A 21,586-nucleotide genomic window follows, 5' to 3' on the forward strand; every position below is an offset into this window, starting at 1 on the left:
CGCTGACTCTTGGCCGTCCCGCCTCCGTCGATAACTGCCACTGTCACCGGCGTCCCGGTCAGCGGCGTCACGACGGTGTGCGGCGGCCGCGGTGACTGTCGAGAAGGCGCCGGCCGGGCCCGGGCGAGCCGACCAGCCGTTGCTGCCGTAACGCACACCGGGTCTGTCGCGATACGCCCTGTAACCAAGAGGGGGAACGATGTCAGTGGATGGATTTCGGGCGATTATGAAGTCGGTAAGGGGCCCGGTGGAGCGCCTCGACCCGCCCGTCGTGGTCGCTCAGGCGGTGGCGTCGGTGATTGGCGCAAGCTCGATCGAGAAGGCCGCTGTTGCTAAGAACGACATCCGGAGCGAAGGCGAGGCGCCGGCAACGACGTGGCGCTATGTCGCTTTGACTGCTGGTGGCCTGGTTGTGGCGGAGGTGACGAACGACGTCGCGGATTGGGAGATGGGCTCGCAGGACACCGACCCCGAACCGTCGATCGACGCGCGCCTCGTTCCGATCCGGGAGATCACGTTCTGCCGTGTCGATCGTGTCGCGAGGTTCTCGACCGGCCCAGAGGAGTGGAGTGTGAGCTGGAGCATCGGTCTACGCGGTGAGAAGCCCGTCCAACTTCCCGTGGGAACGGTCGAGAGAGCAAGGACGCGGCCTCTGATCTCGGCTACGCGATCGCAGCCAGGTTGAGAGCCGAACGCTAGCCGCGCGTCTGGTCGATCGTGCGCTCGAACTGTCGGTGCCGCCGAAGAGCTTGCGGAAATTGTGATTCCGTCAGCTATCCCGCGCCTCGATCCGGGCCCCGGATCCGGCGCTGATTCCGGCGGCATCACCGGTGTCGGCGGCACGGAGCTCGAGCTCGTCGACGGCGGTCAACACGACCGCCGTTGATACGCACACCGTGCCACGATGGACAAATGGAGGAGGCTCGCGACCTGCTGGAGGCGCAACGACGACAAGCGCTCCGACGGCTGGCGAGCCTGACAGGAGACTTTCACGAGGTGGTCGCCGCCTCACGAGACTCCAATGCCGACGACGAACACGACCCCGAGGGCGCGACGATCGCCTTCGAGAGATCCCAGGTCACGTCGCTTGTGCAACAGGTCCAGAACCAGCTGGCGGAGATCGACGCAGCATTCGACCGACTATCAGTCGGCACCTACGGCACGTGCGAACACTGCGCCCAACCCATCCCTCGAGCCCGCCTACAAGCCAGACCCGCTGCTCGCACCTGCATCACCTGTGCCCAGCTCAGTCCACGTGAAGTGAACCTCGAGGGAGACCTCGAGCTTCGTGTCCCCGGGGGTGATGTGGATTTCGGACTCGAACCCGGCCTGGGCGCCCAGAGCCTGTTCATGGAAGCCGTGGTGGCTGTAGGTCTCCGAGATCCCGGTGACCGCGCCGAGGTTGCGCCCGGCCAGTTCGGCCAACTCCTCGGCCTTCTCCCGCGCCTGCCGAAAGGCCAACGCCCGAGCCTTCGTCAACGGCGCGGCCTTGTCCCCGACGTCGAACCGGATCGCGTGCAGGTCGAGACTGTTTCCGGCCGCGTCCACAGCCACGTTGAGCAACCGCCCGAAGCCGAGCAGGTCCCGGCTCGTCACGGTCAAGCAGATGCGCCGCGCCGTACATCTGCGGCCGCCCCGGCTCCCGGTAGTGCTGGGAGACCTCGACTTCGGTGGTCCTGATCGCGGACGTGTCCACGCGTTCGGCCCGCAAAGCTGCCATGACGGCATCGGTACGCTCGGACACCTCGGCGACAGCGGTCGCCACGTCGTCGGCGTTGTACCCGACCGCGAACGACATCCGCAACACATCGGGCGGCGCACTGGCCTACCCCGACCCCACAACTGTTATCCCTGCGTCCATCTCGGCAGTGTGCCACTGGCGACAGAGGTTCGATGCCGGCGTTGGCAGGAGGCCAGGGCGTGGATCTGGCAGTAGAGGTCCTGCTTGCGGGTGGACACGCGCGTACCCCACTCGATTCCGGTAGGCACCACCGCGTCGATGTCCCCAGCCCTGTCAAAACTGACGGCACTGCATCGGTGCGACTGGGACAGTTTCGGGAGGTGGCGAGGCGGGGGGCCAGCGGGCGTCCCAGAAGCCGGGTTCAGAACCGTGATTCCGAGACACCGCTGAAACGACATACAGGGCTTGGTAGCACCGCGGGTCAGCCGCCCGGCGGTCCACTTGGGGTTTGAGAAAGGCGCGCTCGTCTCGCAGGTGCTGGCTGATTCGACGGGCACAGATGAATGTTCGCGGCCCGCAGGAGATGGAGCGCTAGAACGCGCCCGGGTGCGGCGGGCGGTATCAGAAGAGGGACAGGCGCATCATCTACTGGTGGGTCTATCGGGAGGAACGCATGGTCAAGCCTTTTATGCTCCGCAGTAGACGCGAGGTAGCCGAACTGCGCGCTGAGCTAGAAGCGGCCCAGCAAGAGAATGCCCAGCTGCGCACAGAGGTCAAACGGGTCGCAGCTGATGCGCAGGAACCGACGCGGCAGCGTGGCCGTGGATGGCGGCTAGCGGCGGAAGCTGCGTTCGTAGCGCTGATCGGCGTCGGCGGTTCCCTAGGTGGCGCCTACCTCGGCGCAGATGCGGCCAGCCAGGGCGTGACTCTTCAGTTGCAAGCAGAACGCGATCGCGAGGCCAGAGAGAAGGTCGGTCAGGTGTACGCAGACTACCTGTCCGCACTTGCCACCTACTCAGCCGAGGTTGGAGAAGAATTCAGCCCTAAAAACGGAGTACCCACCCCGGACGACCTGCAGCGCCTCTTCCCGCTGTACCGAGCGTTCAGGGACAAAGCCGATCTAGTCGCCGTCTACGGCAGCGACGATGCGCAGCGCGCGCACCAGCTGATCAAAGCCGGCCTGCCTGAGATAGTTGCGCTCGGTACCCGCCGTCGTCTCGAGGTCGTGTGGCCTCAAGGTTCCGCCGCCAACGAGTACTCGCGCGGTTACGCGGACTTTCAGGCTGCCTTCTGCAGAGAGGCCTCCGCGCGGCCGCGCAGCGGATGCGCGTGAAACTACGCAAGCGAGCGTTCGAGAGCATGTGGCCGAGCGATCCAGCAAAGCTGCTCCGCCGGGGTGAGCCAGGACGAAGAAGGCCTGCTCCCTGAGCGCGCTCGGGTTCGTGGCAGCTCTTGACGGTCGTCCTGGGATGCAACACGTACCGCGGCAACTTTGTTGGCGTCGATCATTCGGGATCGTCGGTCGATGGAAACGCCTCCTCCCCGGTGGCGAGCGGTGTATCAACGGCCGGACGTGAATGCTCCGTCGGTGTGTGGGAGGTTCGCAACCTGCCGATCCAGCCGGGGGCATGTCATGGGTATCCGTAAGAACGCCAAGTTTCTGACTGCGGCCGAGCGAGAGGGCTTCGTCAAGGCGTGCGTGCTGATGAAGGCCGACATCGTTAACCTGGGCGCGTCGGCGGCCGCGCAGTACAGCCGGTGGGACGAGTATGTCGCCGTACATCAGATGATCCAGCGGGGCCGCGCACCCGGGGCGACGGTCGGGGTGAACTTCGGGCACGGTGGTACCGGCTCGTACAGCTTCCTCAGCTGGCACCGCTATTTCCTGCACCGGTTCGAGCTCCAGCTGCAAAGCTACGTACCCGGCGTGATGTTGCCGTACTGGGACTGGACCGATCCCACTCCGTTGCTCGTCGACTCGTTCCTCGGTCCGAACGGCGCGGCCGGGTCCCAGATCGTCAGCAGCGGGTACTTCGCCCCGAACCGGCCCGGCACCGTCGGTAATCCGACGCCGCTACCGCCCTGGTATCCGGCCGGTCTGAATGGCTGGAGCCTGCATTCCGACTTTGGAACCGGGGCCGGCGGGCTCAAGCGCAACCTGGGTGGGTTCGGAGGCCTGCCGTCGGTCGCGGACCTCAGGACGGTGCTCGGGCAGACCGGCTACCGCAACTTCCAGGTCATGCTCGAATCCGGGCGTGACGAGTTCGGTACCTCGGTCCCGTCCGGCAACCAGCTCCACAACGGCATGCACGGCTACATCGGCGGTCACATGGGCAATCCGATGATCTCGCCGTTCGACCCCATCTTCTATCTGCACCACTGCAATATCGACCGGCTGTGGGCGATGTGGCAGGCCGACGGGCACGCGACCGAGTACCCGGCTGCCGGCGCCAAGCCCGAGCACGGGCCGGCAAGCCCGATGTATCCCTGGGTCGGCGCCATTCCCGGCTATTCGTCGACCGCTTCGTTCCCGACGATCGTCATGCCGGACACCTCCCCGCTCGGCACAGTGCGGAACCAGGACACTTTGAACTACCGCGCAGCCTACGGTTATTCCTACGACACGCTGGCGGTGATCGGCATCGGCCTCGACCGTACCGGCAGCATGGCCGCGTTGACTCCGGACCCGATGACGGGCAGCGGAACGGTCACCAAGTGGGAAGCAGCCCGGCGTGGCGTCTCGGCCTTCCTGCAGGATGCCGAGACGGTCCAGCAAAGCGGCGCGATCTACGTCACCGCTGGGGTCAAGACGTTTCGCTCGCTGGCCTCGAACGAGTTCAGCCCGGTCTTTCCCGGAACGCCGTACGGTCTGGTCAAGGCGGGTACGTCGTACAGCAAGGCGACGTTCGACGGGGCCGCCGCGGGTATGACGCCAGGTGGAGGTACGCCGCTGGCCGACGCTCTCCAGGATGTGGAGGACACGCTCGTCGAGCCGCCCGAAGGCTGGACCCCGGCCGACGAGCCGCGCTACCTGGCGATGCTGACCGACGGTATCCTGACGTCCGGATCACCGCTGTCCGCCATTCCCGATGGATCGTTCGCCGGTACCGGCATTTTCGCGATGGGCTTCGGGACGGCCGCGGACGTCGACTATGCGACGCTGGCTGCTCTGGTCGCGAAGGGCCGGTCGCTGGGCTTCAGCCAGGTCTTCCACGGTGAGAACGCGGGCACGATCGACAAGTTCTACTCGAACGCGCTAGCTCGTGCCATCGGCTTCACCACCGTGTTCGATCCGGTCGTCGAGCTCTACGCGGGCGAGCACACCCATCTGGAGTTCTGGGCGACGAGCGGCGAGGAGGTCTTCCTGATCACCGCCCAGGGAATGGACTTCAGCGACCCGAACTGGTCGTTCCATCTCCAGGCACCGGACGGCACTATCGTCTATGCCGACGGATCCGGCCACGACGAAGCGGGCGGGACGTCACAACGGCACAGTGGTCACGCGGGCCATGGCGGCGGTTGCGGCTGCTGCCGTAACCCTGACGTGACGGTCAACCGGTCGAATGGCCGGCTGACTCTCGTCCTGCAACGCGACAGCGCGGACGCGCCGTGCTGGGTCGGGCTGTGGCGGCTGATGGTGTCGTACCGCGCTCGCGACGAGACTGCGATGACGATGTTCCTGCCGGGTGAGTTGATGATCCCCGTGAGTGCCGGACCGGTCCGCGGGCCGCGCTACGCGCGCATTCTCGACCAGAAGCTCCAGACGAGCCCGGTGCGCGGGATTGCTTCGCCGGCTCGGCATCGCCTCGACGTCGGAGCGACCGGTACGAACAACGACGACGCGGATGCGTGTGCCATCGTAGTCAACATCTACGCCCGGAGCCGGCTGCGCGTGGAGCTGGCGCCCGAGCGCGAGCTCGTGGATCGCGCGGACGGGTTCAAGGTCTCCGTCGCCGCAGATACGCTCGCGGGCGGCGTCGCCGGTACGGCGGTCTTCGGACGGCTCGTCGGTCCCGCGGTCGACCTCGCGGAGATCGTCCGCGGTACCGGATCGGCGGACGTTCCACGTCGGGCGACGTACCGCGTTCCGGGCGACAAGCGATCGCGGCGCCGGATCGACACCGCGATCCTGCTGGCGCTCCTCGAACGCGACCGGCCGGAACTGACCGAGGTGATCGACGAAGAGGTTCTGGTCTCCGAACACGGCGACGGTCCGCCACACTTCCATGTCGAGGAGAGGCCAGCCGCCGGCGGCTGGCACCTGGGGGTCTATGTCGAGGGTTCTTACTGCCCGGAGCACGACGCGATCTCCGGCGGGCACGAACACGAGGAGGCCGACCACGATCACCACGATCAGGTCGAGGCAGACAGCCTGCACGCAGGTTGCACGCTGGAAACGTTTACTCGGTTCCTGAACACCTCGGTCGCGACCGTCGAGCCACGAAAGTAGCGGCCTTATCCAATCTGTTGGTGATGGCAACGGGGCTGTGGTCTTTGGGGACTAGCATCGCTGCACGTCTCTAGGTGCATGCGGGGGACTAAGGGCTGATTCCGCCAGGATCGAATCAACGTTGTCGGTTCGAGCTGTAGTCGTACCCGGCCGGCACCTCGCGCTCGATCGTGGCATGGAACTGCTTAGGCCCGATCGTGCGGTGCCGGGCATCCAGCGATCCCATGACGGGTGCCGGTGGTGATGTCGAGTGCTTGCGCACGCCGAAGGTGCCAACTCGGTTGTGGCCGTGACTGGCTCGTACCGGCGCGCCAGGCATTGTCGGGCGCGGTGCGTCGACGAGTCCGTGGCGTCATTGTCGGAACGGTCGCTGTTCTCCTGCCGGAAGTCGTAACCGGCATGCTCGGCTCGCGGTCAGCAAGAGGCATGGACCCCTCTGCCCTGGAGATCAGTCGAGGAGGTCCGGGCCTGCTGACGGCCGGTCGTGGGTGCACATCGCACGTCGTATTTGACGGATGCGGTTGAAGGCGCCCTCGACGCACACCTCAAGAGGTTCCCTGAACCCCGCAACGGCCGCGTAGGTTGCGGTGGTGCTCGAGCAAGCGGGCGTGGTGGAGATCCATCTCGCTCGTCCAGCACATGTCAGGCTGTCACCAGACTCGTAAGCAGGCCGCGGACTCGTTGAGAATGTCAGTCCGCGCGTGGTGGCCGGGCGACCGCGAGGAGTTCGAAGCCACAGCGCGATGTATCACTGCTTCCTCGCGCCGCTCCGTATGTTGGGGCGGCCACGCATTGGTCGCAGAGAGGCGGCGCATGCCGTGTTCACCATCATGACGTGGAACGTGGAGAACTTCTTCACGCCGAAGCCCACTGACCGTGCAGCCTATGACGTCAAGGTGGCCGAGCTAAAGAACGTGATCGAAACGGCCGCGCCGGACCTGCTCGCGCTGCAGGAGATAGGCGACGAAGCCTCGTTCGAGGCTCTCCGGGCGGCACTAGGCGGCAATTGGACTGGAGTGCTTTCGACGCATTTCGAGAGTCCTCACACGATCCGCGTTGGCTGGCTCTCACCCGGCGACCTGTCCGATGTGCAAGAAGTCGTGGACCTGCCGGCCGCACTGTCGCCGGTGACGGTCGACGACCACGGCACCGCAATGACCCAGCTGGGCCGCGGGGCGCTCGCAGTCACCTACACGACCCCCGCCGGTGCCACGATCCGGGCGCTGACCGCGCACCTCAAATCGAAGCTGCTCACCTTCCCCGGTCACCGATTCGACACCAAGGATGAGACCGAGAGAGCGCGCTACGGGGTGTACGCCCTCGACCGGCGCGCCGCCGAGGCTGCCGCCGTCCGGGACTGGGCCACCGCCTCGCTAGCCGACACCTGGGAAGCCAAACCACTGCTGGTCTGCGGCGACCTCAACGACACCATGGACGCCGCGACGACCCAACTGCTCTACGGCCCACCCGGCTCGCAAATCGGCACAGGCGGGTTCAACCACCCCGACGACGGCGACCCTCAGCGGCTATGGGACATCGGCTACAAGATGACCCCTCCCAACGACTACTCCCGCATCAACCAAGGCCGCCACGAGCTCATCGACCACATCCTCGTCTCGCACGCCATGATCAGTCACCTCACCGACGCGGCGACCGTGCCACTCGACGTGCCCAGCGTCGGCCTCCAACCCAACACGGCGCCGCGAACAGACCCACCCTCAGATCACCGACCGGTCGTAGGCCACTTCGACATCTGAGATCTAACGCAAACGAAGCACTGGCGACTCGCACGGACTGGGTTGACCCGCTGCTGCGGTTGGTCTGATCGGCTGCCAGGGGCTTGTTGGTTCGGCGCGGCTTAACGCGCGATCGTCCCGCCGCGCTTCGCCTGCAGGCGCGCAACCCACGCGCTGTCTGTGGAGACGAGCCAGTTCGGGGCCGACGAATACGACCACGTCATCGCCCGGGAAGATCAGGCCGCGCAGGTAGATGAAATCCGCCTGTAGGTCGGCAGGCGTCACGTCATTGGCGAACAGGTCCGTCGCGCCGCTGACAGTTGCGATGCCGAGCCCGGACTGCGCGGCACTCAGATCCGAAGCGCCTGTCCCGTCCTATGAGGCGCAGGTCAGTCACCACTCGACTGCCAGGTCCCGCAGCTCCTCGACGGTGCCGCACCGCTGTGCGGGTGGCTCTGACGGCGTCGGTGTGACGCTGACAGTCGAAGGTGCCGCACACCGGCTGATTCCATCGCCTTGTTGCAGCCGGTGGCGGTGAGGGCGTCGAACTGGCGGTGCAGGTTCTGGTCGCGGGTGGGCACGCCTGCGTAGCCGAGCGGCGTGCCTCCGCCGATGACATCGAGGGCGTCGGGATCGACCAGCAGCGCGGGGCGGTGGGCGAGTTCGGTGGCCGTCACAGCCATGACAGCATGGAAAAGGGCGGGTCCTGGGGTTGTTGGACACTCCGAGTTCGCAACACGCTTCTCGACACCATGGGTCCGGTGCTTCCGGCTACGCGCGGCGTCAAGATCCGGGGTGTTGAGAAACGATCGATTCTCAACACTGGGTGCGAACTGGTCACCTTCAGATCAGGTGGGGCTGTGCAAGTAGCCGACAGGACGCTGCCCCGACTTGAGATCGGGGGCAGCGCTCTTTGGGGCACAATCGCGTCAGCGGCCACCTTTCTCTCCGACTTGTGCACCGGGAAGACCGAGCAGAACACCTCGGACACGGCGCTGATGAGAAGAAGCAGCAGACCCGGTCCGAGGGGCAAAACCAGAGACGTCAACCCGCCGGATGGAACATGGGGTCGATGAGCCAAGGCCGGCATGAGCGGGTTGAGAATGAAGGCAGCAAAACCGAGGTTGGCCGTGCTGATCCTCGCAAGCCCCGTCAGTCGTGCGGCGCTGCCTGACACAGCCGCGCAGAGCAGGTAGGCAGTCACCGCGATCCAGACGTCAACCTGACCAAACGTGGCGAACGCCGTGCGTGTAAGCCCAAACGCAGATTCCCCAGGCTTCGTGCTGTAATTTGATCGCCCTAGACGGCAGGGCAAATTTACAAACCCTGCCGTCTAGTTGTCTTCTCGGCACCCGCCCCGACCGAAGTGCTGAGGTTCTACCGCGAAGTCGGCAGCGGTTCGCACGCCGGTGCAAAGCATTCGTGGCTGGCTCAACGATCGAGGCAGCCTGGCCGCCGTGCCCCGGGGAGCGGATTGCTTCATCTCAGGCGGTTGTCGTCACTGCACGCCCCGGACGGTGCCGCCGTCGACGCGCAGAGATGCTCCGCTGATGTAGTCGGCGAGGGGGCCGCACAGATAGGCCACTGCTCCGGCGATCTCGTCGGGGCGGCCGAAGCGATTGGCGTCGTTCGGGACGAGTTCGCGGACGGAGTTCGCCTCGATCTCGGTCCAGGTGCTGCCCCAGCCGCGCTCGTCCGCGATGCCGGTCAGCAACTCCTGGACGGCGGGGACGAGAATCGCACCGGGGGCGACCACGTTCGAGGTGACGCCGGTGCCTTTGAGTTCGCGGGCGAGGGAGACGGCCAGGTTGTGCCGGGCCGCGAGGGTGGCGTTGTACTGCGGGTGGGTGTTCATCGGCTGCCCGCCGAGGCCTCCGCCGATGGTGATCACCCGGCCCCAGCCGCGTTCGCGCATCGCCGGAACCAGACGCTGGATCATCCGGACACCGGAGATCACGTTCTGGTCGTAGGTGACGGCCCACGCCTGCGACGTCGCCTCGTTCCAGTTCAGGTGCTCGTACGCGCCGGCATTGTTGACCAGGATGTCGACCGGTCCACCGGCCAGAGCGGCCTCGGCGACCGTGTCAGCTCCGGCGTCGGTGGTCAGGTCGCCCACCGCGACCGAGGCGCGACCGCCGGCCGCGATGATCTGGTCCGTGATCACCCGGGCCCGCTCGGGGTTGCGCCCGTGAACGATCACGGCCGCGCCCTCCGCGGCGAGCATCCGGACGGTCGCTTCGCCGAGTCCGGAGGTCGAGCCGGTCACCAGTGCGCGCCGCGACGTCAACTGCAGATCCATGGTGCTGCCTTTCGGTATGTATACGACTGTAGACTTAGGATTCGAGTATACACGCGTAGACTTGGTTCATGGAAAAAAGATCACGCAACGCCGGCGCCACCCGTCAGGCGATCCTCGACTCCTCGATCGCGGCGTTCACCCGGCACGGGTACAACGGGGTGGGCGTCCGTGAGATCGCTGCGGAAGCCGGCGTGACGGCCATGCTGGTGAACCGGTACTTCGGGTCCAAGGAAGGCCTGTTCACCGAGGTTGTCGACGTCGTGTTCGCGCCGCCGACTGTTGTTCCGGTGGACGCCGAGGCGCCGGTCGGCATGGCGCGGACGATGGCCGAGGCGCTCGTCGCCCGGACCGCGATCGGTGCTGAGCATCTCGGCCCATTCGAGCTCATGCTCAAGTCCGCAGCCAATCCGCGCGCGGCCGAGATCGTCAGGGCCGGAATCGAACGCCATGTCGGTGCCCGGTTCGAGGCCGCCCTCACCGGCTCGGACACCCGGGAGCGAGCCGAGATCGGCCTGGCGGTCCTCGCCGGCATCTGGCTCATGCGCTCGGTGATCGCCACTCCCGCACTGCGCGACGCCCAACCGCATCAACTCGCAGACCGGCTGAGCGCGATGCTCGCCGTCGTCGTCGAACCGTGAGACGGAGCGGCGCATGCCTGGGCTGCGTTCCGGTTGAGCAAGCCGGCATTGCTGTTCTTCAGCGGGTGTTCGTCGTCAGCCTCGTTGTACGGGCGCGCTGCCGGCTACCGCTGGTGCCGGCGAGTTTGCGGCGCTGTGGCGCGCGGAGGTCCGGGAGCCCAGGAGTACGACTACCGCCAGGATCACGGCCAGGACGAAGAAGACCGCGGCGCCGGTGAAGGTGGCGTGGAAGGCGGCCGCCAGTTGAGCGGGGTTCTGGGAGTCGGTGTCTCCGGCGGCCTTGGCGAAGACGATGGTGAGGATGGCGATGCCGAGGGAGCCGCCGAGCTGGTGGGCGACATTGACCAGGCCTGAGGCGGCGCCCGCGTCCTGCGGCGCGACATCGGAGACGCCGGCCTGGGTCATCAGGATGATGGCGATGCCTTGGCCGACGCCGATGACGAGCAGGGGCAGGACGACGTCGGGGAAGTACGACGAGCCGGCGTCGATCTGGGCCAGCCAGATCATCCCGGCCAGCGCCACGACGAGCGACGCGACCAGCAGGATCGGCCGGCCGAGCAGGTTCACCAACGGCCGTACGACGTACACCATCGCGAAGAACATGCCGGTGATCGGGACGTAGGCGAAACCGGTCTGCAAGGCGCTCAGGCCGAGGACGCCTTGCAGGTACTGGCTGAGGAAGTAGAAGGTGGAGAAGGTGGCGCCGACGATCAAGACGCGTCCGGCGTAGGCCCCGGACCGCTCGAGGCTGGCGAACAGCCGCAGGGGAGTGATCGGCTGCGGCACCCGTCGCTCGATCAGCACGAAGGCCACCAGCAATACCGCGGCGAGTACGAAGGAGCCGATGGTCACCGGGTCGGCCCAGCCGGCGGCCGCCGCCTGGATGAAGCCGAAGACGAGCGCACTCATGCCGATCGTGGAGGTGAGAGCGCCGGCCAGGTCGAAGGTGCCGGTCCGCCGCTCGGTCTCGGGCAGGAAGCGGAACGCGAGGGCCACGATGGCGATTCCGATCGGGACGTTCACGAGCATGCCCCAGCGCCAGGACAGCAGGTCGGTGAAGACACCGCCGATGACGATCCCGACGCTGCCGCCGGCGCCGATCACCGCGCTGTACAAGGCGATCGCGCGGGTCCGGCCTGCCGGGTCGGGGTAGTTGGCAACCAACAGGGCCAGCGTGGAAGGGATGGCGAACGAGGCGGCGATGCCCTGCCCGACGCGGGCGATCACCAGCCACTCGTCGCTCTGTGCCAGCCCGGCGGCGAGGGAGGCGACGGTGAACAGCGCGACCCCGGCGACGAAGACCCGGCGGCGGCCGAGCAGGTCGCCTGCCCGGGCACCCAGCAGGAGCAGCCCGCCGAAGGCGAGGACATAGGCGTTCTGCACCCAGGACAACCCGGCTTGGGTGAACCCGAAGTCACGTTGCACGTGGGGAAGGGCGGTGGTGATGATCGAGGTGTCGAGCACCATCATCAACTGGCAACCGAGGATGAGAGCGAGTGCGACGGACCGGGCGCGGGGCGGGGCGGGCGTGGACATGTTGACGCTTCTTTCGTGGGGTTCGCAGTCACCCCTTTCCGGGGTGAGCAGGGTGGGTTCAGAAATCGGTGGAGGTGGTGACGTCGGCCCAGCGGGCGGCTTCGTCGGCCCGGGACGTCGAGGCTTTGGCGGCCAGCTCGAAGGCGTCCTTGCCGAGCAGGAGCCGCAGGGGTGGCTCGTCGGTCGCGACGATGCCGACGATCGCCCGAGCCGCCTTGGCCGGATCGCCAGGCTGGGTGCCGTCGGTCTCCGCGCGGTACCGGTTGATCTGGCCGACCGTGGAGTCGTAGTCGTCGCCGACCTGGTGCAGCGTCATCGACGAGCCGCCCCAGTCGGTGCGGAAGCCGCCGGGCTCGATGATCGTCACCTTGACGCCGAACGGCTTGACCTCGTTGTTCAGTACTTCGGAGAAGCCCTCGACCGCGAACTTCGCCGTCTGGTACGCGCCCATCCCGGGCGTTCCGCCGGCGCGGCCGCCGATGGAGGAGAACTGCAGGAAGTGGCCGCTGCGCTGCTTGCGGAACAACGGGAGAGCTGCCTTGGTGACGTTGACGACGCCGTACAGGTTGGTCTCGAGCTGGGCGCGGAAGTCGTCCTCGGCCATCTCCTCGATCGGGGCGCTGTTGGCGTAGCCGGCGTTGTTCGCGACGACGTCCAGGCCGCCGAAGGTGTCGACCGCCGCCTGTACTGCGGATCGCGCGGCGGCGGCGTCGGTGACGTCGAGCGCGAAGGGGCGGATGGCGTCGCCGTACTCCTTCACCAGGTCGTCGAGCTGGTCCAGCCGGCGGGCGGTGGCCAGGACGCGGTCTCCGCTGTCGAGCACCGCCTTGGTCAGCGCACGGCCGAGGCCACGCGAGCTTCCGGTGATCAGCCAGGTCTTACTCATGATGATGTCTCCAGTACTTGTCGAGAAAGTGGATGCGGCGGACGGTCGAATCGCTGGTGTCAGAGGACCGCGGGGCCGCTGCCGGGGTAGTCGGTGGAGTGAGCCAGTTCCTTGCCGGCCTCGAACTCGCGCTGCAAGGCTTCGAGCTTCACGCCGATCCGGCGGTAGGCGTCGCTGCCGAGCGGAACCCAGTGCGGTGGGTTCTCAGAGGTGACGACCTCGTAGACGGCCTTCGCGGCTCGCGCCGGGTCGCCGGGGAACATCTCCGGCGTCAGCGAGCCCATCATCTGGCGGAAGGCGCCCGCGGTCGCCGCGTAGGCGTCGATCGGCTGACCCGACACCAGGGTGCGCTGCTCGATGCCGGTCCGGAAGGAGCCGGGCTGGATCACGATCGCCCGCAGGCCGAGCGGCTCGATCTCCTGCCACAGCGCCTCGGTCAGGCCTTCGAGGGCGAACTTGCTCGCGGAGTACAGGCCGTTGGCGGGCAGGCTGGCCAGGCCGTCCATCGAGGAGATGTTGACGATCGTGCCGCGGTCGCGTTCCCGCATCCCGGGAAGGACCAGCCGGGTCAGCGCGAGCGGGGCGAAGAAGTTGACCTCGAAGACCGCTCGGTAGTCGCTCTCGTCCTGCTCCTCGATCGCGCCGACGAAGTCGATGCCGGCGTTGTTCACCAGGACGTCGATGCCGCCGAACTGCCGCTCGGCGCGGGCCACGACCTCGGCCCGCTGGTCGGCGTTCGTCACGTCGAGGCTGAGGACCAGCGAACTGTCGGGGTACTTCGCCGCCAGGTCGTTCATCGGTTCCAGCCGCCGCGAGGTGAGAACGACGTTCTCTCCGCGGCCGAGCACCTCCTCCGCCAGTGAGTGCCCCAGGCCGCTCGCTGCTCCCGTGATGAGCCACGCGCTCATGGTCTACCGCCTCCTTCAATCGTTTACTGTCACACGAATGTAGCAGTTAATGCAGAAATCACCACATGAGCGAGGTCACACGGCAAATTTCTGTCACGCGCGATAGATTGGTTCCGTGAGAGCTGACGCAGTACGGAACCTCGAGAAGATCCTCAGCACGGCCGCGCGTGTGCTGGCCGCCGATCCGGGCGCGAGCATGGTGAAGATCGCGGCCGAGACGGGAGTGGACCGCCGGACCGTCTACCGTCAGTTCGAGTCCAGGGAGGCGCTGCTCGCCGCGATCTACGCGGCGCGCTACGACGCCGTCGACATCGTCTTCGAGAGCGCCAGGCTGACCGAGGCGCCCGTGGCGGTGGCGCTGCACCGGTACGTCGAAGGCATCATCGACGCGACCCGTCAGTGGCCGGTGGCCTTCGACCAGATGGTCGCCGACCCCACGACCGCGGCCCGGCGCGAACTGCTCGGCAAACGGCTCGACGCCTTCATCGGCCGCGCTGTCGACGAAGGCCTGTTCCGCGCCGACCTGCCCGCCGGCTGGATCGAGGCGCTACTGCGCCAAGTCATCCGAGTCGCTGCTGAAGACGTTCCCCACATCAAGGCAGCCCAGGCGGCCGACCTCGCGGTCGACGCCCTCCTGCACGGAGTCGGCCAGGCCTGAGAACGGCATCGCCGGTCAGAGATGGTCCGCGTCGACGACGGCCTGCGCGAAGGCGGTGGGGGCCTCCTGCGGGAGATCATGGCCGATGCCCAGCAGGGTTCTGTGCACGTACGGGCCGGTGAAGAAGTTGCGGTACGTCGAGCCGTCGCCGGGTGCGGTGAACGGGTCGCGTTCGGGATCCAGAGTGACGGTCGGCACGGTGATGACCGGCCGGGCCGCGAGCCGCTTCTCCAAGGCGTCGTAGCGTCGTTCGCCGGTGGCAAGGCCGAGGCGCCACCGGTAGTTGTGGATCACGATCGCCGCATAGTCAGGGTTGTCGAAGGCAGCCGCTGTGCGCTCGTACGTGGCGTCGTCGAAGTCCCAGGTCGGCGAGACGATGTCCCACACCAGCCGGCACAGGTCGTGGCGCAGGTCTGGGGTGTTCATCGCGGTGCGGCCCCGCTCGGTGGCGAAGTAGTACTGGTACCACCAGGTGTGCTCGGCTGTGGGCATCAACGGGGTCTGCTGAGCCTCGACGTTGGTGATCAGGTAGCCGCTGACCGAGACCAGCGCCTTGACCCGCTCGGGCCACAGCGCCGCGATGATGTCGGCGGTGCGCGATCCCCAGTCGAAGCCGGCCAGTACGGCTTTGTCGATTCGCAAGGCGTCCATCAAGGCGATGATGTCGAGCGCGATCGCCGACTGCTGCGCATTGCGGAACGTTCGGCCGGACAGGAACCTCGTCTCGCCGTGGCCGCGCAGGTACGGCACGATCACCCGGTACCGTTGGGCCGCCAGCAGTGGCGCGACATCGACGAAGCTGTGGATGTCGTATGGCCAACCGTGCAGGCAGATCACCACGGGACCGTGCGCGGGCCCGGCCTCCGCGTAGCCGACGTTCAGCAACCCGGCCCTGACGTGCTTCAGCTTGGCGAACGAGGTATGGGTGCCTGGGGCAACCATCGGTACGGTCGGCGTGCCGGTTCCCCGCTGCGGAACGGTCGAGGAGACCGCCGTCCCCACTACGTTCGTCAACGGGATCGCGGCCGCGGCCATCCCGATCGCCTTGCCGAAGGTGCGTCTGTTGATCATGGGAAACCCTCCAGGTCTCTGCTGTCCGTCGTACTGCGCTGGCCTCACCCACTCTGTCCGCGCCGGACAGGGGCCGCATCCGTCACATGACGGTGACCTGTGACGCAAGGCCGTCGGTTGCCGCGCGGCGACTCTGAGTCATTCGACTGTTTCCGTGATGGGGAGCCTGCGCGATCCTTGATTGGGCCCGGCCGGTCGGCACAGGGCACCCACCCCCTCGGAGGCCTCAGCTGTGAACCGCACTCCCGTCGTCCTCATCCACGGCGCCTGGCTGCACCGGTCGTCGTGGGATTCGTGGGCCGCGTTGCTGACCGACCAGGGGTTCGAGGTGTCCGCACCGGGCTGGCCGGCGGAGCCGGTCACCGTTGGCGAGGCACGGCGCGAGTCCGGCTGGCTTCGGGGGCTCGGACTCGACGCGCTGACCGACCACTATGAGCGCATCGTCCGGTCGTTCGACCATCCACCGGTGCTGATCGGGCACTCGGTGGGCGGGCTCATCGCGCAGCACCTCATCGGCACGAATCTCGGCCGGGCCGCGGTCGCGATCGCACCCCTTCCGCTCGACGATCTTCCGCTCAACGACCTGCCGCCGACGTACTCGAAGACCGGTCTTGATGCCCTGAGCGGTGACGAAGAACTCGGCGAAGACGGTCTCGTGCCGCTGCCGGACCACCAGTTCCGGCAGGTCTTCGCAAGCGCCGTGAGCGCGGAAGAATCCGCGCTGATCTTCGAGCGGTACGCCGTCAGTTCACCGCGTCGGCTGATCACCGATCTCCGCGGCCGCAACGCCGCCCGGGCCACTGCGGATATCGGCAACACAGTGCGGGGCCCGCTGCTGCTGATCTCGGGGCAGGAGGATCGGATCGTCGCCGATTCGGTGACTCGCGCGGTGTACAAGCTGTACGGCGATTCCGTTGCCGTGAGCAACCTGAAGCAGTTCGCGGACCGCGGCCACTCGTTGGTGGTCGACAGCGGCTGGCACGCGGTTGCCGACTACGTCCTCTGTTGGCTAGCGGACCATGGCATCCGCCCCGAGCTGCCGGCGGACTGACCGGGTACCGATCACACCTAGGACAGGTCGCGCGTCCTGGCCAGAGCGTCGCGCAGCCCGGCGCGTGCAGTGATGCCTAGCTTGGGGAACACCCGGTACAAGTGAGAGCTGACGGTGCGTGGGGACAGGTGCAGCCGCTCGCCGATCTCCTTGTTGGTCAAGCCGCTTGCGGCAAGATCGGCGATGCGGCGCTCCTGCCAGGTCAACGCCCCCAGGCTCGGTACTGCGCTCGAGGCGGTCACCCCCGAGGTCCGCAACTCGGTCATGGCCCGCTCGGCCCAGGTCGCGGCACCGAGCCGTTCGAACGATTCCGCAGCGCGGGACAGTAGATCCCATGCAGCCCTGGGGCCTTGGGTATGCCGCAGCCGGGTGCCGTGCGCGAGCTGGATGCGTGCCAGTTCGAAGGGAAAGCTCGACGCGGCCGGATGAGCCTCGGCACTGGCGTACATCTCGGCGGCCTCCTTCTCGTTGGTCGCTGTCATCGCTAGTGCGCCATAGGTGATCAGCGCAAGCCGAGGGGAGAGGTCCGGCAGCCCCGCGTTCCGTGCCGCCACTGCATGGTGGCGGGCCTGTTCCGAGCGGCCGGTGTGTACCGCAGCCTCTACCAGGTCGAGCAGGGTGCGCGCGGCCTGATGTGCGTACGGCTGGAACTTGCCCGGCGTGGTGATGCCGACGGCGTGCAGGTAGGCGGCTTCGTAGTCGCCCTCGCTCAGCCCAGCAGCAGCGCCGGCGGCATCGGCGATCTGACTGAGGAAGCCGATGCCCCGCGGGCGGGCCCAGGAGTCGACGGTCGCCTGCAGTTCTCGAGCGCGATCCAGCTGGCCACGCATGGCGGCCAGCAGGGCCAGGTACGCACGACTGTGGTGGGCGAACAACGCGTAGCCGTGCCTGCTGGTGAGTTCCAGCCCACGCTGACCGGTTCGTTCTGCCTCTTCCCATTCGCCCCTGGCGATCTGATCGAGCATGATCAGGTGCAACATAGTCATGCCATTCGCGACAGCCCCTGTCTCGACCTCTCGGTCCACCGTGCGCTGCAGGTACGGGCGGTAGCTGCTCAGCATGTCGACGTGGTAGGCGGCGACGGCCAGCCGGGTGAGTTCCCACGGCTCCAGACCGGACTGGTCGGTGAAGGCCTGCTCTATCCGTTCCGGCAGGCCGGCTCCGTGACGGATCACGTCACTCCAGGCGCAGCCGTAGATGCGCGAACGCTCGGGGACCAGATCGCCCAGCGCATCGAGCAGCCGGTGGGTCTGTTCCCATGAGGTGCCGGCGCTCTCGTACTGGTTGATGGCGAGCAGCAGATTCACCAGCCGGGTGAGCACGTCGGTCGACTTCGTCGGCCCGTCTCGCCGGATGCTTTCGATCGCCGTCATGACCTGGCGCTGGGAGGAACGCACATCGCCGTCCTGGTAGAGCGCCAGGTAGGAAGAAGCGACCACTGAGGCCGGGGACTCGCCGCCGCTGGGCGTCAGATCGGACAGTACGAGTCGCTGCGCCTGGTCGAGGCGGGCCGTCTGTCCCGCGATGAACGCGGCGTTACCGAGCCGCCGGGAGCGGTCCTCGTGGTTCTCGCTCAGCTCCGCGGCCCGGGTCATCCAGGCCACGGCGCTCACCGCTCCACCACGTCGGGTCGCGGATGTCGCCGCGGCCTCCAGCACTGCGGCGACCTCCTCATCAGGGTCGACCGCGGCCACCGCCAGATGCGTGGCACGGCGCTCGACATTCTCCCGATGCAGCTCCGCGAGCAACGCATGCGCCGCGCGGCGCTGGTTGGGGGTGGCTAACTGGACGACGGCGGATCGGACCAGAGGATGCCGGAAGACGACCTCGCCACTGGCTGGATCGACGGCCAGCAGACCACAGGCGACCGCCTCGTCCGCATCGCGCATGCGGTAGCGCAGGCCCCGTACCTGACCAGCGGCCGGTCCGGCACCGGCACCATCCAGCGCTCCGAGCAGAAGCTCCCGGCGTACGGCCTCGCCGAGCGTCTCGATCCGGGTGCCGTAGAGGTGCTGGAGGCGCCGGGGCAGGGTTCCTTGATAGCCGAGGAACTCGTCGGCGGCGCGGTCCTGCTGACCGTCGCCGACGTGCACGGGCAGTTCGAGCAGGGCCAGCGGATTGCCCCGGGCCTGGTCGAGGATCAGGTCGCGGACCCGGCTGTCCAGCTCGGGGTGACGCTCATCGAGCAGCCTGGCCGCTGCCTCCGCACCCAGCGCGGGCACCGAGATCTCCTCGAGTGCGGCGCTGTCGAACGGCGACGCGACCTCGGTCCGCAGTGCGATCACCAGCTTCACCGGGGTGCCGGCGAGTCGACGTCCGACGAATCCGCAGACCTCCGCGCTCGGCTCGTCCAGCCAATGGCCGTCGTCGAGCAGCAGCAGCTGTGGCTTCTCCGAGGCGGCGAGGGACAGCAACCCCAGTACTGCGATGCCGAGCGACATCACCGACGGTGGGTCTGCCTTGCTCTGCCCGAAGACGGCGTCGAAGGCGGCCCGCGGCCCTTCGCCCAGCCGGTCGATGTGCGGGAGCAGGGGATAGAGGAACTGGTGCAGACCTGCGTAGGGCAGCTCGGACTCCGCCTCGACCCCGGCGGCCCGCACAACGTGATGCCCCTCGCTTCCTGCCAGCGCGGCGGCACGGTCGAGCATCGCGCTCTTCCCGACGCCCGCCTCGCCCCTGAGCACGGCAGCCTGACCACCGGCAGCCGTCACGATCGCCGACAGCCGGCCCCACTCGCTGTCGCGGCCGATCATCGTTGTGGCGAGTGATTCCACGGCGCCTCACTCCTTTCACCGCAGACCCGGGCCGGGCTCTGCCGCACTTCAACCAGTGCCACATTACTGTAGCAGTTGTCTGAATAATTGCCTCAGCCCGTGACTCTCGGTTGACGGCATGACGGCTGACCGTCAAGTGACTGATGTGCCGGTCGTGGCCGACGGCAAAGGTTATGGATGTCTCGGCCGCTTCGGTGAGGCCCGGACAAGTCGCCACTTCCTGGCGCATTCCATCACGAAAGGTCTGTCATGAAACGACGAATTGTGACCGCGGTCCTCGCGGCCGGTGTGCCGTTGGCACTGGCGGCGTTCCTGCTGCCGGGCGGCGCCGCGGACGCCGCGGTCGCGGACCCGGCCGGCTCGCCCTGCCCGGCCGTTCCGGTGCAGACACCGGCAGGCACGGCCGTCGAGTCCGTGACCCACGAGCTCAACCCCGGCGGGACGATTCACGGGACCGGGTACCTGGGCGGCGATGTCGAGGGTGTCCCGGCGTTCTGCAGCGTGACGGTCACCCTGACCCACCCGGGTGACGGCGACCACGCCAAGGTGCAGGTCTGGCTGCCGCAGACCGGCTGGAACGGCCGATTCCAGGCGCTGGGTGGCAGCGCCTACGCCGCCGGGGACAACGGCACCGGGCTGGCCACGGCAGTGAAGCAGGGCTACGCCGCCGCAACCACAGACGCCGGCATCGGCGATGTCGTCGACACGAGCTGGGCCCTCAGCAGCTCCGGCAAGATCAACACCGCGCTGCTGAAGAACCTCGCTGACCGCTCCCACCACGAAGCGGCGATCGTCGGCAAGCAGCTCGTGCAAACGGTCTACGGCACGGCGGCCTCGTACGCGTACTTCAACGGCTGCTCGACCGGTGGGCGTGAGGGCTACCAGGAGGCGCAGCGCCACCCCGACGACTATGACGGCATTCTGGCCAACGCGCCCGCGATCAACTGGGACGAGTTCGAGCCGGCGACCCTTTGGCCGCAGGTCGTGATGAACCAGCAGAAGACCTTCCCCACCAAGTGTGAGTTCGATGCTTTCAACCAGGCCGCGCTCAAGGTCTGCGATCCGCTGGACGGCGCAAAGGACGGCCTGATCAGCGACCCGCAGCGGTGCACCTTCGACGCCCGCAAGCTGATCGGCACGAAGATCGAGTGCGACGGCAAGCAGTTGACCATCACGGCCGCGGTCGCGGACGTCGTACGCAAGATCTGGGACGGTCCACGAACGACGTCCGGCAAGAAGCTCTGGTACGGCCTGCCGGTCGGAGCCGACTTCACCGGCCTGGCAGACATGGGCACCAACCCGGACGGGACTGCCTTCGGCAAGCCGTTCACGGTGCCGGCCATCTGGGTGGCGACGTTCGTCGAGAAGCAGCCCGCCTTCGACCTCTCGACGATCACCTACAGCCAGTTCACCCAGATCTTCGAGCAGTCCCAGACCGAGTACGACAAGCTCATCGGCTCCGACGACCCGGATCTGTCGGCCTTCCGCAAGTCCGGCGGCAAACTGCTGACCTGGCACGGCTCGGCCGACCAGTACATCCCCACCCAGGGCATCGTCGACTACCGCGAACGCGTCGAGCACAAACTCGGCGGCGCCCGGCAGGTCGACGACTTCTACCGGCTTTTCATTGCCCCCGGCACCGTTCACTGCGGGCTGAAGGGCAGCAGCAACGACCTGGCTGCGCTGACTACCTGGGTCGAGCAGGGCAAGGCGCCTAGCACGCTGGCAGCCACTCTCACCAACGCCTCGGGCGAGATGGTCACCCGTGACCTGTGCCGCTACCCCTTGGTGTCCCGCTACATCGGCCACGGTGACCCGGCCGCCGCCAGCAGCTTCCGCTGCGTCTCACCCAGCCACCACTGACCTACCCATCCCACCCACACGAAAGGCCGGCCGCT

17 protein-coding genes and 2 pseudogenes are annotated in these 21,586 nt (G+C 67.2%); 9 read left to right on the top strand and 10 right to left on the bottom strand.

The genetic code is table 11. The annotated features are described in order from the left end of the window. Positions 1-247 precede the first annotated feature (247 nt). Positions 248-685 (top strand): hypothetical protein, encoded by a 438-nt coding sequence (locus tag EV647_RS16110; protein ID WP_134003481.1) that lies wholly within the window; start codon positions 248-250, stop codon positions 683-685. An 84-nt stretch (positions 686-769) separates the two neighbouring features. Here the strand turns inward: EV647_RS16110 and EV647_RS43390 are convergent, their stop codons facing one another. Further along, positions 770-895 carry a hypothetical protein gene (locus EV647_RS43390; protein ID WP_255517905.1) on the bottom strand — a complete coding sequence of 42 codons (126 nt, stop codon included), beginning with the start codon at positions 893-895 and terminating at the stop codon, positions 770-772. A 17-nt stretch (positions 896-912) separates the two neighbouring features. Here EV647_RS43390 and EV647_RS43010 point away from each other — a divergent pair. After that, positions 913-1,200 (top strand): annotated as a pseudogene (locus tag EV647_RS43010) (TraR/DksA family transcriptional regulator); the annotation flags it as partial. Here EV647_RS43010 and EV647_RS43015 read toward each other — a convergent pair. Continuing rightward, positions 1,201-1,596: an SIMPL domain-containing protein gene (locus tag EV647_RS43015; protein ID WP_255517906.1), complete on the bottom strand. Its 396-nt coding sequence runs from the start codon at positions 1,594-1,596 to the stop codon at positions 1,201-1,203. Positions 1,597-1,678: 82 nt separating this feature from the next. After that, positions 1,679-1,798, bottom strand: a pseudogene (locus tag EV647_RS43715) (SIMPL domain-containing protein); the annotation flags it as partial. 556 nt (positions 1,799-2,354) lie between these two features. On the opposite strand from EV647_RS43715, the gene EV647_RS16125 reads away from it, so the two are divergent. From EV647_RS16125 to EV647_RS16135, 3 genes are all read left to right on the top strand, one after another. Further along, positions 2,355-3,014 carry a hypothetical protein gene (locus EV647_RS16125; protein WP_134003485.1) on the top strand — a complete coding sequence of 220 codons (660 nt, stop codon included), beginning with the start codon at positions 2,355-2,357 and terminating at the stop codon, positions 3,012-3,014. A 300-nt stretch (positions 3,015-3,314) separates the two neighbouring features. After that, positions 3,315-6,131 (top strand): tyrosinase family protein, encoded by a 2,817-nt coding sequence (locus EV647_RS42550; protein ID WP_202876177.1) that lies wholly within the window; start codon positions 3,315-3,317, stop codon positions 6,129-6,131. Between the two features lie 818 nt (positions 6,132-6,949). Continuing rightward, complete coding sequence (locus EV647_RS16135; RefSeq protein ID WP_166680341.1) at positions 6,950-7,888, top strand: endonuclease/exonuclease/phosphatase family protein; 939 nt, start codon at positions 6,950-6,952, stop codon at positions 7,886-7,888. 368 nt (positions 7,889-8,256) lie between these two features. On the opposite strand, the gene EV647_RS16140 is transcribed toward EV647_RS16135, so the two are convergent. Beyond that, positions 8,257-8,550, bottom strand: coding sequence for a hypothetical protein (locus EV647_RS16140; protein WP_134003489.1), 294 nt, complete (start codon positions 8,548-8,550; stop codon positions 8,257-8,259). An 815-nt stretch (positions 8,551-9,365) separates the two neighbouring features. Further along, the gene (locus EV647_RS16145) at positions 9,366-10,166 is read right to left on the bottom strand and encodes an SDR family NAD(P)-dependent oxidoreductase (RefSeq protein WP_134003491.1); all 801 of its coding nucleotides are present in this window, start codon (positions 10,164-10,166) and stop codon (positions 9,366-9,368) included. Between the two features lie 68 nt (positions 10,167-10,234). On the opposite strand from EV647_RS16145, the gene EV647_RS16150 reads away from it, so the two are divergent. Continuing rightward, a complete protein-coding gene (locus tag EV647_RS16150) occupies positions 10,235-10,804 on the top strand; it encodes a TetR/AcrR family transcriptional regulator (RefSeq protein WP_202876178.1) in 570 nt (189 codons plus the stop codon). Between the two features lie 75 nt (positions 10,805-10,879). Here EV647_RS16150 and EV647_RS16155 read toward each other — a convergent pair whose 3' ends face one another. From EV647_RS16155 to EV647_RS16165, 3 genes are read right to left on the bottom strand one after another with little or no spacing between them, the layout of a single operon-like run. After that, positions 10,880-12,340, bottom strand: a complete 1,461-nt coding sequence (locus EV647_RS16155) for an MFS transporter (protein ID WP_202876179.1) — start codon at positions 12,338-12,340, stop codon at positions 10,880-10,882. Between the two features lie 58 nt (positions 12,341-12,398). After that, entirely contained in the window at positions 12,399-13,226 is an 828-nt protein-coding gene (locus EV647_RS16160) for an oxidoreductase (protein WP_134003493.1), read from the bottom strand. Between the two features lie 59 nt (positions 13,227-13,285). Continuing rightward, positions 13,286-14,134, bottom strand: a complete 849-nt coding sequence (locus tag EV647_RS16165) for an SDR family NAD(P)-dependent oxidoreductase (RefSeq protein ID WP_134003495.1) — start codon at positions 14,132-14,134, stop codon at positions 13,286-13,288. 115 nt (positions 14,135-14,249) lie between these two features. On the opposite strand from EV647_RS16165, the gene EV647_RS16170 reads away from it, so the two are divergent. Further along, positions 14,250-14,792, top strand: a complete 543-nt coding sequence (locus EV647_RS16170) for a TetR/AcrR family transcriptional regulator (RefSeq protein WP_134003497.1) — start codon at positions 14,250-14,252, stop codon at positions 14,790-14,792. Between the two features lie 15 nt (positions 14,793-14,807). Here the strand turns inward: EV647_RS16170 and EV647_RS16175 are convergent, their stop codons facing one another. Beyond that, positions 14,808-15,863, bottom strand: a complete 1,056-nt coding sequence (locus tag EV647_RS16175) for an alpha/beta fold hydrolase (protein ID WP_134003499.1) — start codon at positions 15,861-15,863, stop codon at positions 14,808-14,810. Between the two features lie 232 nt (positions 15,864-16,095). On the opposite strand from EV647_RS16175, the gene EV647_RS16180 reads away from it, so the two are divergent. After that, positions 16,096-16,914, top strand: a complete 819-nt coding sequence (locus tag EV647_RS16180) for an alpha/beta hydrolase (RefSeq protein WP_134003501.1) — start codon at positions 16,096-16,098, stop codon at positions 16,912-16,914. Between the two features lie 17 nt (positions 16,915-16,931). Here EV647_RS16180 and EV647_RS16185 read toward each other — a convergent pair whose 3' ends face one another. Next, positions 16,932-19,688, bottom strand: coding sequence for a LuxR family transcriptional regulator (locus EV647_RS16185; RefSeq protein ID WP_202876180.1), 2,757 nt, complete (start codon positions 19,686-19,688; stop codon positions 16,932-16,934). 249 nt (positions 19,689-19,937) lie between these two features. Here EV647_RS16185 and EV647_RS16190 point away from each other — a divergent pair, with 249 nt between their 5' ends. Further along, positions 19,938-21,551: a tannase/feruloyl esterase family alpha/beta hydrolase gene (locus EV647_RS16190; RefSeq protein WP_134003503.1), complete on the top strand. Its 1,614-nt coding sequence runs from the start codon at positions 19,938-19,940 to the stop codon at positions 21,549-21,551. Positions 21,552-21,586: the final 35 nt, after the last annotated feature.

Origin of the sequence: Kribbella sp. VKM Ac-2566, from assembly GCF_004366005.1 — a bacterium.
In the GTDB taxonomy this organism is placed as follows: domain Bacteria; phylum Actinomycetota; class Actinomycetes; order Propionibacteriales; family Kribbellaceae; genus Kribbella; species Kribbella pratensis.